The sequence below is a fragment of the Thermodesulfobacteriota bacterium genome, from assembly GCA_040755095.1.
Lineage (GTDB): Bacteria > Desulfobacterota > Desulfobulbia > Desulfobulbales > JBFMBH01 > JBFMBH01.
In genome coordinates this window covers 26785-40091 of the sequence record JBFMBH010000020.1, presented here as the reverse complement: position 1 = coordinate 40091, position 13307 = coordinate 26785, and the positions used below count along the sequence as shown (strand labels likewise).

Genomic DNA, 13307 nt, shown 5'->3' with positions numbered 1-13307 from the left:
GGCCGTAAGCCACCCCAAACTGCCCCGGATCACCACCGCGTCCTGGCTGATTCCGGCAAAAAGTTTACGAAGCCCACGCGTCAAACCCTATGGGAATAGCCAAGTTTGGGGGCTCCGGGAATTGCTGGAGTGGCTCCAGGCCATCCAGGATGAGGAGCCCGTTCCTGGCACGGACCAGCCCAGCCAACCGTTCCCCCTTGCTCCAGGGAGTACCTTCGGCCGGGGCGTTGTCGCCAAAGAACTCGAGGGCAAGGCGGACGAATTCATCGCTGTCGGTTATCCTTGTCCCCGAGCCTTGGCTGTGGAAGGAGAAGCCGAAGACCTTGCCCGCGCCTCGGAAGCGCTTTTTCTCCATGCGCTTCTCCAGCCATTCATTCACCAGGGTGGTCTTGCCCACGCCACCCTTGGCGACGAGCACGAGGACTCCCAGGCTCTTTTGGCTCCAGCTTGTGTCCAGCATCTCGAGCTCTTTCTCCCGGCCGAAGAGGGCGGAGCCCGTTGGGGGCAGCCTGGTCAGGTCCTTGTTCTCCGGCGGGTAAGGCGCGGGCCGCGGAAGTTGCCGAATCCGCGTGGACACCTCCCCGAAGGGCGTAGACGGATCCTGGCGGAAATCGGGCACCACCCACTTTCCGTTCCCTGGGATCGCTTGAATCGCTTGCAGCCATTGGATCAGACCCTCGTCGTACCGCTCAAGACGTACGGGAATGAGGGTGAGACCGTCTTCCTGTTGCCTCCTCTGCAACACCGGGAGCTCGTTCTCCTTCACATACTCGGACGCCAACCAGCGAGATGAGCAAAGAAGAACAGCGACATCTGCCCGTTCCATCATTGCCTGGATTTCGTTGCCGAAGTCGTCCCCGCCTTGGAGACCCCGGTCGGTCTCGATCGTGACGTCGGGGATGTGGTTGGCGAGCGCATTGAGGTGCGGGGCGAGCTGATCGAACCAGACCTCGTCCTTGTGGCTGTAACTGACGAAGACATGCATGGTGACCTCCAGGGCTCCTCGGCTTGCGGCGGGCAGGTGCCTCATGGTACATAGGGGGGCCGCCGAGTTGGCTTGGCAGGAGCATAGCAGGTATGAACCCCAACTTCTACACCAACGTCTTGCGCAGGCTACGCCCTGACGTCCCTCCCACTGTCCAGGTGGCGTTCCCCGGGCCGGACCTCTACTTCGAAGAGGTGCGGCTGCATGGACCGGACGATCCGGTTGTGGGGCCGTATGTCATGCCGCTGGTCACGCTCCGGACGCCGCCGTGTCGCTGGTCGGTGGGCAGCGGCTGCCTCATGTGCGGCTACCATCTGGCAAGTACACCAGGCCCTCGTCCGATGGACTTGATGGGGCAGACAGAACGCGCCATCCGCCGGCTCGATCCGCGGACGTATCCTGCCCTGGTGTTCACCTCCAACGGCAGCTTCCTGGATCCCGCGGAGGTGCCAGACGACACCCGGCCGCTTCTCATCTCCCGCCTCCGGTCCGCCGGGTTCCGATTTGTCACGGTGGAAAGCCGGGCGGAGTATGTCACGGCGGAGCGGCTTGCCGGGCTGCGCGCTGCCTTCGAGGCGGACGGTGCCCAGGCATCACGGGGGGTATCGGTTTCGATCGGCCTGGAGAGTTCGGATTCTGAGATCCTCCGCTGGTGCGTGAACAAGGGCTTGGAGCCGCAACAGGCCAGCGCCGCCTTCGAGATCCTGGGTGCCCAACGGGTTCCCTTCGATTGCTACGTGCTCCTGGGCAAGCCTTTCCTGAGTGCCCGGGAGGATGTGGCGGATGCCCTGCAGACGATCCGCTTCGCCATCGACCGGGGCGCCTCCTACGTGTTCGTGATGGTCATGAACCTCATGCCCCTGAGCCTCACAGAGTATCTCCAGAAGAGGGGGCGGTACCACCTGCCAAGCCTCTGGCGGGCGGTGGAGCTTCTGGAGGCTCTGCCTGCAGACCATCGTGCCCTGGTGCAGGTGAAGGGCTTTTCGCGGGCGCCGGTACCTCCCCTGGCCTTTGCCACGACCTGCCCCCGTTGCGAAGAGACCGTGAAGTCGGCGCTCAACCTCTGGAACCAGACTGCCGATATCGAGCACCTGCGGGCACTCCCGGGCTGCCTCTGCCGTGCCGCCTTCCTGGCGGGCGAGTGGGCAGAGACCGGCAGCCGGCCACTGAGAGATCGGGTGCGCGAGGAGTGCGACCGTCTGGCCACCGAGTTGGCGGTACCGCCACCATCCCCGGAGCCGATGCGTGGTTGAGGCGGCGAAGTACCGTGACCTGACGGAGCAGGCTCGGCGCGTTTCCCGAGAGCTGCGGCGGTGTCAGGCATTGTCGGCCGGCTATGCGGAAGCCTTGCCCGAGCGGCCGGACCTTTTCTTTGAGCGCGGTCCCTCGGGCGAGTACCCGATCCTGGCCTTCCGAACAGTACCCTGCGGTTACTTCCTCCGGGGCAACTGCACGCCCTGTGCTTACTCTGCCCGGATGCGCGCACCTGACCTGCCCCCCCGGGCCCTTCACGAGACTCTGCTTCCCCAGCTTGAATGGGTGCTGGCCCGCTTCGACCAGCTGGTCGTCACCCGCTCTTCAGGCGATCTCCCGGGCTACCGTCTGCGGCCAGGGCACGGCCGGCCCTGGTACATGCTCCAGATCGCCGGGGAGAGCAGCTTCTTCCGGGATGCCGAGATTCCGCCTCCCCACCGGCGGGCGATCCTCCAGCGTCTGGTCGACTTTCAGGAGGACCGCCGGATCAACCTGCACGTCATGGTCGAGACCCGGCCAGAGCATCTCGTCTTCGCTGCCGAAAGCGGGGAGTTGGCCCGGCTCTCGCCGCTGTTCCGGGTCTTGGACGTGGTCGTGAACATGGGCTTCGAGGCCCGGGACCCGTTTTTGCGGAATGTGCTCTTCGCCAAGGACCTGGATGAAGACATGTTTGTCCGCGCTGTAGGGGTGGCCAAGCATTACCGGCTCGATCCAGGGGTGTTTCTGTTCACCGGTGGCCACGTGTTGACCACCGGTGAGATGCTGGCCGCCACCAGGGAGAGCGCCCGCTACCTCGGGGGCCTGGGCGTGTTCGTGAACTTCATGGTGCCGAACCTGCATACGTACACGCTCCCCCACCTCCTTTGGGAGGAGGGGGTGTACGCGTTGCCGGAGCCCTTTTTCCTCCTCGATCTCGGAGAGCTCGCCGCCTCCCTGGCCCCGGGCCGGCCGGATTTCGTCACCCCTTTCCACTGGTTCATTGGCGGTCTTGTCGCCGATCCGAAGCCGGAGGTCACCCTGCTCACGAACCCCAGGCGTTTGACATCGGACGCCGTGACCCAGGAAATCGCCGAGTGTCTTGCCCAATTCGCTGCCACGCACGATGCTCGCCGGTTCCGGAGCCACGCCCAGGACCTGCGATCCCATCCTGAATACCGGTTCTATCACGCCGAACGGCAACGCCAGGAGCAAAAGCCCTGGGATGACCGCTTGCACGAGGCCCTTCTTCTTGCCTCCCATCGGCTGAAGCGCTATGATCAGCGGCGGCGTGCCGCCTTGACCACCATGCTCGCAACGGAGGACAGCTGATGGCCCATCTCCCTCTCGCAAGGCCTTCCTCCGGCCCCAGCTGGGGCACTGAGCTCCTCGAGGTGGTCCGCCGCCATCGACGTGCCGCAGGACTTCCCGCACCCCCCGCTTGTTTTGCGGATCTGCCGGTCAGCCACGACCTTCCTGCCCCTGAAGACAGGCTTTACGCAACCGATGCTCCGCCGGCCGCCCGGCTGTTCTACCTGACCAGCGGCACCACCGGCCAGCCGAAGAGGGTTATCTTCTCCCGGGAGGACTGGCATGAGTCTGTCCGGCATCGGGCAGCTTGCCTGCGGGCGGTGGGGGTGACACCCGACGATACGGTGGCCGTTCTTCTCCCTTTCGGTCCCTGGTTCTCCGGCGATAACGTGACCGACGCTCTGGTGGAGCTTGGCGCCCGGGTACTGCCCGCAGGGCTCTATCTCCCCCACCTTCCCGGTACGGCCAAGCTTCTGAACAGGATCGGCGCCACGGCCGTCGTCACCCTGCCCACAGCTGCCCTGGCCTTGGGCACTTGTTCGCCCTTGCACGGGATCCGCAAGCTCATCCTGGTGGGTGAGGCCGCAAGTCCCGAGCTGCGGGCCAGGATCGAGGACAGCTTCGGGGTTCGACCCCGGAGCCTCTTTGCCGCCAGCGAAGCCATCCTCGGCTTCGAGGATGACTGCGTGTCGGGCAGGTACCACTGGGACCCGGAGCGGATCCATCTGGAGGTCTTGGACCCCGATGGGGTCGTTCGCGACAGCGGCTTCGGGGAGGCCCTGGTGACCCGGCGGTATGCCGAGGCGATACCCCTTGTTCGCTACCGCTTGGGCGATCTGATCGAGCTGGTCCCGGATGCCAGCGGACCATGCTTCCGGTTCATCGGCCGGGTTGGTCACGCCTTCAGTCTGGCCACCGGAGTCAAGGTGACCCGCGTCCAGATCGAGCGGTTTCTGGATGCGCTGGGCTACGGTATCGCCTCGGCCTCCTTCCGGATCCGGCACCTGGCCGATGGCACGGATGCGATCACCATTGACCTGCGTGCTGCCGACCGACTGGACCAGGGGGAGGTGGCGCGCTGGTTTCAGTCGCTGAGCCTCGACCTCGCCGATGCCCGCGCCTGCGGCTACCTGAAGATCTTCGTCCAGCTGCGGCCGATTCCACGGGGCTATCCCGGGGGCAAGCGCCGGGTTGCATTCCACGAGTCCCCCTGGTCGCTCTGAGGCTTCCGTGATGCTTGGTGTGGCCGAGCTGGTGCACCAGGCCCATGCCCATGCGCTCTATCGCTCCTGGGATTTCTCTGGCGTGGCGCGGTTTGGCGATCCAGCGTGGCGGAAGCTTCCGACCCTCAGCAAAGAAGACCTCCGGGATCCTACAACCGGCCCGCTGTCCGGCCCACGGCACGGCGGCGAGGTCCTCTTCTATTCCAGCGGCACCACCGGGCTGCCCAAGCTCACGCGCTACGGTGCCGGCGATCTGGATCGGGTGTATGACCTCTGCGTCCGTTTTGCACGTCTCGAAGGTGTCGGTGCCCACTCCCGGGTCATGGCCCTGTTGCCCATGGCCCTGTGGACAGTGGGCAAGATCACTGTTCAGGGCCATCTGCGAGCCGGCGCCCAGGTTTTCCCCGTCGACCTTCACGGCGGGGTGGAGGCATGGCAGCGGGCGGCCGACGCCATCCGTCCCACCGTCATCTCAAGCACGCCCAGTGTGCTGTCCGCGTGGGCTCCGCATTACCGGGGCCGGGCGCTGACGCTGGTCGAGACCACGGGCGAGACCCTTCTTCACAGCGAGCGCCACGCCATTGAGGCGTCCTTCGGGTGCTTTGTCCACGACGCGTATGGCCTTTCAGAATGCGTCGTGGGGGTCGAGTGCCGCGCCCGGCATGGCTTCCATTTCTGGCCCGACGCCGTGGGCGTGGAGATCCTGGAGGAGGACGGCAACTGTCTGCTCCCCCCTGGGGAAACCGGTGAAGTCGTGGTCACGAGCTTCATGCAGGCACTGGCCCCGATACTCCGGTACCGCACCGGCGATCGCGGCCGGATTCCCGCCGCGCCGTGCATATGTGGCGCCGCTCAACCAAGGGTCGAGATCACAGGACGGATCGGGGAGACGTACGCTCTGCCCCGGGGGGTCAAGCTGCGTCGGGCTGATGTCCTGGAAGCCCTGGCCGAGATCGGCTGCCAGGGGGCAACGGTCTTCTGGAAGCCCGTGCCGGGTAGTCCAGCGGCATTGCACGTGGCCGGTGTCTTCCGCCCGGCCATGGAGATCCGCCACGCGGCCGTCGCGGCTCATGGTCGAGAAGGGCTGGAACGGGCGCTCTTCGCGGCGCTGCCGGAGCTTGCGGAGCTGGTCCACGAAGGCGAGGTTGACGTCCGGTTTGCTGCGCCAGGGGGAGTCGAGGCATGACGGAAACCGCGGACAATAGCAGGGCTGCAAAACAACCGGTGCTCTTGACGAACGTCCTCGGGCAGGGCGCCGACGGGTCTGCGGTGAGCCTCCGACCAGGCTATGCGTATCTGCTGCGGTCCAGGCTCACGGTCCCGGAACTCTACTTCTGGCTGGGCGAGCTGCTTTTCTGCTCGCAAGTTGGAGGGGCAGAGGAGGGGGATAAGCAGGGGGCGGAGCGGTGGCCCAACCTTGTCGGGCTGTTCATCGACGACACGAAAGAGAACCTCTTCACGACCCTCTTCGGGGTCGAGAAGTTTGCCAAGGACAAAGATCCCACTGAGACGTTCGTTAACCTGCTGCAAGGAGTGCAAGGAGCGCATGACGGCCAGTTCGCCGCATGGCTTGATACCCAGGGCCAGTTTGGCAGTGAGGCCGGCTCCCAAAAAGGCTACCGGGAGGCGAGGAACGGAAGGCGGTCCCGCTCGCTCGCCGGCTCTGGCAACCCCATGAGCGTCTTCCGGTTCTATCGTGAAGTCTCGGAGCTGGAAGCCACGAGCGAGTTGAACCTGTATCTCCTCAACTCCCTCAGCAACATGCACCGGAGTCTCGGCCTTTCGGACACGAGCGCCTTCTTGAAGACCATCCTTGCCTCCATCTGGGGCGGCGAAGAGGCTGCGACCGGCGGTGAAACGGACGACAAGAAGATTAAGAGTAAGGACAGCGCCTTCTTCGCCGTTCTTCAGGAAGGGGTCCTCCAGGACGAAGAGACCCAATACCTCGAATCCTTCTTCGACGGGGTAATTCGTTTCGATCCGCTACGCTTCGGGCCGTACCGTGTGCCATTGGTCCGGGTGGCGAGCCTGCCACTTGCTGCTCGGCTCCCGCCACCGATGCTCTTCTGGCCAGAGCGGATCTTCACCGCAGAGGACGAGCAGAGCCTTTTCGCCCTCCCAGGGCTCACCGAGCTTGGGCTAGCCGGAGCAGCACCCTCCAAAGGCGTCTTCATCCAGATCCTGCCGATCCCGGATGACCATCGTCGAGATGTGGAGCGGCTTGTGCGCAGGAGTCGACGCACCTGATGCGACCACACCTCATCCTGGGCATCAACGGAGCCTACCACGAAACCTCAGCGGCCTTGATCGCCGACGGTGCCGTGCTGGCCGCCGTGGAAGAGGAGCGGCTCACGGGCCGCAAGCATGGGAAGCCGGTGCGGGTGAACAACGCCGATGAGCTTCCGTGGCGGGCCATGGAGGCCTGCTTGCGTACGGCAGGTGTACGCTGGTCCGAGCTGTCTGCGGTGGCCTTCTCCCTGGATCCCGTTCTTCGGCGCAAGCACGTACGCCTCGGGACAGAGGGACCACCGGACAGCTTTGGCCATCCCGAGGGGGAAAGGACCTTCCAGCGAGGCCTTCAGAACGTGCCCGGTCTTCTCCGGCGGTGCACGGCTGCCCCCTTCTTTTTCGTCCCGCATCATGAAGCCCATGCCTGGTATGCCCTGGGCACTTCGCCTTTCGAGGAGGCGGCCATTCTGGTCCTGGATGGCATCGGTGAGGGCGCGACCCTGTCGCTGGGGAGCGCCACGCGCCGGGGCTTGCAGCTGGACCTCCAGGAGTATTTTCCCTACTCGGTGGGACTCGCCTGGGAGAAGGTCGCCCGCTATCTCGGCTACAGCGAGTACGATGCTTGCAAGGTGATGGCCCTTGCCGGGCTGGTGTCTTCCGAAGGGAGGTCGCGGCTGCGAGGCCGTCTCTCCTTTGCCGGGGAGCGTCTCCACGTGGCGGAGGACATCTTCCGGCTTGAGGATCCGGATGATTTCGCAGGCTTGGAAGAGCTCTTTCAACTGAAGAGGGGGAGTCCCGAGCTGCACCATCTGGCCAAGAGCGCGGAGATCGCCGCCGCGCTGCAGCAGGCGACCGAAAGCCTCCTGCTCGATATCGCGCAGGAGCTGCGTCGGCGTATGAGCCAGCCTCATCTCGCCTACGGCGGCGGGGTGGCGTTGAACTGCCGTGCCAACGGCGCCCTGGCCTGCTCCGGGATCTTCGAGCAGATTCACGTCGGTCCGGCCTGCCATGACGCCGGCACCGCTCTGGGCGCCGCCTGGCACGTCCACGTCCACCAGTTCGGTGGCGTGGTGCCGCACATCCCGGAGGATCTGGTGCTTGCCCCCGGCACGCCCGTTCGGGGCGGGGGGCCAGGAGCCGTGCCCGATGAGGGGAGTTGGCGTCATGCTCCCGGCGCGGACCCCGTTGACGCGGCAGTGCGACTTCTCCTCCGGGGTGAGCTGGTGGGGTGGCTCTGGGGCCGTTGCGAGCTTGGCCCCAGAGCGCTCGGGCACCGGTCGCTCCTTGCCTCATCCCTTCCCGCGGATGCCGTGGCCCGGCTCAATGCCCAGAAGGGCCGATACGGCTTCGAGCCGGCGGCATGCTCTGTCCGGGAGGAGGACGCTGAACAGCTGTTCGAGATTCCGAAAGCCGCTCGCCTCCTGTGTCGCCACATGTTGGCCACCGTACGTCCGCGGTCCGCTTGGGCCCAGCGTCTTGCCCACCTCCTGCACAGCGACGGGACGGTGCGGCTTCAGACCGTGGGGCGGCAGGAGAATCCGCTCTTCCACCGTCTACTCGGCGCGTTCTTCACGGCCACGGGGCTGCCGATGCTCCTCAATACCTCGTTCAATCCGAGGGGAAGGCCCATGCCGGCAGGCCAGGCTGAGGCCTTGGCGCTGGTCGAACAGCTCGGTCTCGCATCCATCGTCGTCGACGGGGAGCTGTGGACCAGGCACGCCGGTTCTCTGGGAGCGGAAAATGCAGATGTGGGAGCATCGGAAACTCCGTGTCCTCCGCTGTCCTGCGGCTCTTTTAACGAACCAAGTGAGGCTTCATGGACGCTGGGCATGAACGGTTGATCGGCATTCCGGCCGGGAATACGGTGGCCTTGGTGGGCGATCCCGGCACCGGGAAGACGACATTCCTGCTCTCCTTTTTCTGCCACGGCAGGATCCGCGAGTATGGGCCGGAGTCGGACGCAGGGCCGCCGGGCGCCCGCTCCATCGTCCTGTGCTCAACCCTGCCACCCGGGGACCGATTTAACCGTCTGTTCCTTGGTTCGAGTGCCTCGAAGCTTGGGGGGAAAAACCACAAGCCCCTTCTTCGATGCTTCGTCTCGCTGGAGAGCAGCTACCAGCGTGTCCGTGCCCACACGCACCTGCTCCCTGTTCGCAACGGGACGGCCACCGAGGATGCCGACGCCTTCTGGTTCGTTGATGCGACCGCCTTCCTGAGCGGGCGGCTGGAGGACTACCTGAGATACCTGCCTGCCGCTCCCAGCGAGACGCCGGAGTGGGAGCAGCAGGAAAGCAAGGACGATACTGCCGGTTGGCGTCACTATCGCCTGAGCCTGGGCGGGTTCGGGACGGAGGATAATCCGTCCTTCGGGCTCTATTGGCAGGGAGGCGAGGGGAAACGGCCCGAACGGATCGAGAGTTTGTCCGTTGATGGCGGGGGCGGCGATCACCCCTTTGCGGGCAATCACCCAACAGTGCTCACGCTTCTGACCCAAACCATCCAGAGCCCGGAGCAGCGTATTCGTCTCCTCAAAGATCTGCTCGCTGAGCTCTTCCGGAGATTCCCGGGTCATGACTGCATCCTGGCGATCGATTCGCTGAGCGCCCTCCTGTCCGCGCCGGGGCAGGATGCCGCCGGACAGGACGACCTCCCCATCCGCCGGCTCCACATGTTGAACCTTGTGCGCTGGCTTGAGGAGCGGGGTGCGACAACCTTCATGGCCTGCGAGGCGGTACGTCCCGATGACACGTTGGGTGGACGGCCTTTGTTCCTGGGCACCCAGGAACGGTACGTGGCCTCCGGAGTCATCCAGCTCAACTACCACCGTTACCGGTCAGGAGACATGATCCGCTATCTGCGGGTGCTCAAGATGCGTGGGTGCGGCCACGACATGCGGCCATATGCCTACGAGCTCGGTCCGGAAGGCATCACCTGGCTGGAGCTGCTCTTCGGTGAGCCGATGTCGGGGGAGGGTGTATGACGACCACTTTGCCGCGGACGGCGATCGTCCTGGGCGCCGGCTGCTCGCGCAACCTGGGCGTCCCGCTCCTGGCCGGCTTCATGGATCGGGTTTTCGACAAGCTCGACCCCGATGATTGCAGGATCATCACAGACTTCCTGGAGCATATCCGGAAATCGGCCGCCTACGCCCGTACGGATCTTCTCAACATCGAGGAGATCTACGGTCTCGCCGACATGGCGCTCAGCCTTGAAAGTCTGGGCAGGGCTGGAGCGAAGGTGAGGAGAACCGTCGCGACGTTGAACAAGGCCATCTACGAAGTCGCCCAGCCGGCAGGTGCAGAGTTCATTATGGACCTGAGACTCCAGCAAGCGGCCACTTCTGCCCCTATCATCATGCGGGAGAGCGCTGCGGAGTCGGATCAGTTCGAAAACCTCGGCAACCGCCATACGAACCTCCTGGCCTACCTGTGCCTCGCCGCTCACCGGGACAGAGGCGAAAAAGGCGGCGACATCTTCCCTCTGTTCATCCAGTTCAACTGGGATGTGGCTCTGGAGCGTGCCCTTGCTTGTGGAAAGAACGGGGATCTTTTTTCCTGGTATGGCTCGCAGGAGCCGCACGACTATACAAAATGCCCTCGCGTGACGCGCCCCCATGGCGGGATCCATTGGAGGTACGGGCGAAAGAGAAGGGCGAGGCGTCGGGGATTCAACGCCGCTCCCAACGAGGACCTGAAAGCCGCTTTTTGTGCCAAGAAGCTACCCTTTCGGGACAAGGACGGCATCTTCCTGTGGGCAGAGGGCCGCCTCTTCTTCTCCGCCAATGGGACTCGGTCCCCAGACCTTCTCCCGTACATGGCCATCGTCCCACCCACCTGGAAGAAGTTCCTGGACGACTCGCCCCTGGCCTACCAATGGGCGGTGATCAAGCACGACCTGCAGGAGATCCGGCGGCTGGTCTTCATCGGTTACTCCCTGCCCCGGACCGATGTGTACTTCCGGCACTTCATCGCCTTGGCCCTCGCGGAAGCGAAATATATCCCCAAGGTCTATGTCTGGAACCCTGCCGCCTCCCGGCGAGGGCCGGTCCGGGAGAGCTACCTCGATCTCTTTGAGCCTCTTTCCCGGGAAGGGCGTCTCTTCTACCTTGATGCCTACTTCGGCAACCCGGCCCTGTACGACCTCGACCGTGCGCTCGAGCGGGCAAAGCCGCTCAGAAGAGAATCCTGGGGCTGACCCATCAGGCCATGTCCCGGCTCTTTTCCGCCCTTCACCCCGGTGGCGGACCAGACGAGGCGCCCCTTCTCGCCGTACGGGGCCTGGTGAAGCGCTATGGCAGCCTGGCGGCGGTGGATGGCGTCAGCTTCGACATCCGCCGGGGCAGCTGCTTCGGCCTCCTGGGCCCCAACGGTGCCGGCAAGAGCACGGCCCTGGAGGTCATCGAGGGGATCATCCCGCCGAGCGCCGGCGAGGTCCTCTACAAAGGCCGGCCGCCCACTGATGCCTTCCGGGAGGAGGTGGGCATCCAGCTCCAGCACACAGCGCTCCTCGAATTCCTCACCGTGCGTGAGACCTTGGAGACCTTTGCCAGCCTCTACCACGACCCGGAGGACGTCGACTCTCTGATGGAATTGTGCCGGCTCCAGGAGATCCGGCAGCACTTCAACGACCAGATCTCCGGCGGACAAAGGCAGCGGCTGCTCCTGGCCTTGGCCCTCCTCAACCGGCCGGAGCTGGTCTTTCTCGACGAGCCGTCCACCGGCCTTGATCCCCAGGCCCGGCACAACCTGTGGGATATCCTGGCCGGGGTGCGGCAGGCGGGGCGCACCATCGTGCTCACCACCCACGCCATGGAGGAGGCGGAGCTGCTCTGCGACGAGATCGCCATCATGGACCATGGCCGCATCATCGCCCAGGGACCGCCCGCCGAGCTGGTCCGGCGCCACTGCCACGGCAGCACCATCATCCTGCCCCGGGCCGCCATCCACCTCGCCCTGGAGCATCTGCCCATGCCGCATCACGACCTCCAGGACCGGGTGGAGCTCATGGTGGAGAACACCCATGACGGCCTGTCGATGCTGCTGGCCATGAACATCGATGTCCGGGAGATGGTGGTGCGGTCGCCGAACCTGGAGGATGTCTTTCTGCAGCTGACCGGCCGCCAGCTGCGGGACTGACGCCGACGCCATGAGCTGGAAGCGGATGTGGGCCATGTTCCGGGCCCGGAATCACGAGTTCTTTCGGGATCGGGCCGCCTTTGGCTGGAACTTCCTCTTCCCGTTTCTCATCATCGTCGGCTTCGGCATCGTCTTCTCCGGCCGGGATGTCGCCGGCTTCAAGGTCGGGGTCTTCCCGGCGCCGCCTGCGGTCGCCCCGGACACCCCCGGCCTGCCGCCCGGCTTTGCCGCCAGCCCCCAGCTCCACTTTGTGGGCTTTCCGGACCGGGAGGCCGCCCTCGCGCGGCTGCGGCTGCACAAGATCGATTTCGTGATCGATCTCGCCTCGCCGGAGCGCGCCTACTGGCTCAACGATACCTCCCCCAAGGGCGCCATCGTCGAGCGGCTGTTCTGGGCCGGCTTCGTGGACCCGGCCCAGCCGCCCGGCCAGCGGCAGACCATCTCCGGCCGCCAGATCCGCTATCTCGACTGGCTGTTCCCCGGCGTCCTGGGCATGAACATGATGTTCTCCGCCCTCTGGGGGGTCGGCTACGTGGTGGTCCGTTACCGGAAGAACGGCACCCTGAAGCGCCTGCGGACCACGCCGCTGACCGCCTTCGAGTTTCTCACCGCCCAGGCCCTGTCCCGGCTCTTTCTCCTCATGTTCACCCTGGTGGTGGTCTGGATCGGCTCCTCCCTCATCTTTGCCTTCCGGGTGGAGGGCTCCTATCTGGTCCTGGGGCTGGTCTTCCTGTGCGGGGCGTTGAGCCTCACCGCCATGGGCCTCCTCCTGGCCGCCCGGGGGGTCTCCGAGGAATTCACCAGCGGTATCCTCAACTTCCTCTCCTGGCCGATGATGTTCCTCTCCGAGGTCTGGTTCTCCCTGGAAGGCGCCCCTGCCTGGGTCCGGACCGGGGCCAAGATCTTCCCCCTCACCCACATGCTGGCCGCCGCCCGCCGGGTCATGAACGAGGGCGCCGGGCTCTGGGACGTCCTGCCCGAGTGCGGGCTCCTCCTTGCCGTCACCCTGGTCTGTCTGGTGACCGGAGCGCTATTGTTCTCCTGGACGGAATAAGGCGCCAGCGCTGGCGGTGGGCGTGCCGGCGGCCAACGGTGGTCAGACCGTGACCTGGCAGCCGCACTCCAGGGCGATCTTCCGGGGCGACAGCTGGCGGTCGACCCGATCGCGCCGGACATGCAGCACGGCCAGGGGGC

11 protein-coding genes are annotated in these 13307 nt (G+C 65.2%); 10 read left to right on the top strand and 1 reads right to left on the bottom strand.

What is annotated here, in order from left to right:
• Nucleotides 1-64: 64 nt before the first annotated feature.
• The gene (locus AB1634_05275) at nt 65-985 is read right to left on the bottom strand and encodes a TIR domain-containing protein (GenBank protein MEW6218933.1); all 921 of its coding nucleotides are present in this window, start codon (nt 983-985) and stop codon (nt 65-67) included.
• Nucleotides 986-1077: 92 nt separating this feature from the next.
• Here AB1634_05275 and AB1634_05270 point away from each other — a divergent pair, with 92 nt between their 5' ends.
• The 10 genes from AB1634_05270 to AB1634_05225 all read left to right on the top strand — a co-directional run bounded on the left by AB1634_05270 (nt 1078) and on the right by AB1634_05225 (nt 13167).
• On the top strand, nt 1078-2238 hold the full coding sequence (locus AB1634_05270; GenBank protein ID MEW6218932.1) for a hypothetical protein: 1161 nt from the start codon (nt 1078-1080) through the stop codon (nt 2236-2238).
• Nucleotides 2239-2461: 223 nt separating this feature from the next.
• Nucleotides 2462-3547, top strand: a complete 1086-nt coding sequence (locus tag AB1634_05265) for a hypothetical protein (GenBank protein ID MEW6218931.1) — start codon at nt 2462-2464, stop codon at nt 3545-3547.
• On the top strand, nt 3547-4749 hold the full coding sequence (locus AB1634_05260) for an AMP-binding protein (GenBank protein ID MEW6218930.1): 1203 nt from the start codon (nt 3547-3549) through the stop codon (nt 4747-4749). Before AB1634_05265 ends, AB1634_05260 begins: the two co-directional genes overlap by 1 nt.
• Before the next feature lie 19 nt (nt 4750-4768).
• Nucleotides 4769-5935 carry an AMP-binding protein gene (locus AB1634_05255; GenBank protein ID MEW6218929.1) on the top strand — a complete coding sequence of 389 codons (1167 nt, stop codon included), beginning with the start codon at nt 4769-4771 and terminating at the stop codon, nt 5933-5935.
• Nucleotides 5932-6996, top strand: coding sequence for a hypothetical protein (locus AB1634_05250; protein MEW6218928.1), 1065 nt, complete (start codon nt 5932-5934; stop codon nt 6994-6996). Before AB1634_05255 ends, AB1634_05250 begins: the two co-directional genes overlap by 4 nt.
• Complete coding sequence (locus AB1634_05245) at nt 6996-8819, top strand: carbamoyltransferase C-terminal domain-containing protein (protein ID MEW6218927.1); 1824 nt, start codon at nt 6996-6998, stop codon at nt 8817-8819. The genes AB1634_05250 and AB1634_05245 overlap by 1 nt, the downstream gene beginning before the upstream one ends.
• The gene (locus AB1634_05240; GenBank protein MEW6218926.1) at nt 8795-9958 is read left to right on the top strand and encodes an ATPase domain-containing protein; all 1164 of its coding nucleotides are present in this window, start codon (nt 8795-8797) and stop codon (nt 9956-9958) included. Before AB1634_05245 ends, AB1634_05240 begins: the two co-directional genes overlap by 25 nt.
• On the top strand, nt 9955-11172 hold the full coding sequence (locus AB1634_05235; GenBank protein ID MEW6218925.1) for a hypothetical protein: 1218 nt from the start codon (nt 9955-9957) through the stop codon (nt 11170-11172). The genes AB1634_05240 and AB1634_05235 overlap by 4 nt, the downstream gene beginning before the upstream one ends.
• Nucleotides 11173-11183: 11 nt before the next feature.
• Nucleotides 11184-12113 (top strand): ABC transporter ATP-binding protein, encoded by a 930-nt coding sequence (locus AB1634_05230; GenBank protein MEW6218924.1) that lies wholly within the window; start codon nt 11184-11186, stop codon nt 12111-12113.
• Nucleotides 12114-12123: 10 nt separating this feature from the next.
• Nucleotides 12124-13167 (top strand): ABC transporter permease, encoded by a 1044-nt coding sequence (locus AB1634_05225; GenBank protein MEW6218923.1) that lies wholly within the window; start codon nt 12124-12126, stop codon nt 13165-13167.
• Nucleotides 13168-13307: the final 140 nt, after the last annotated feature.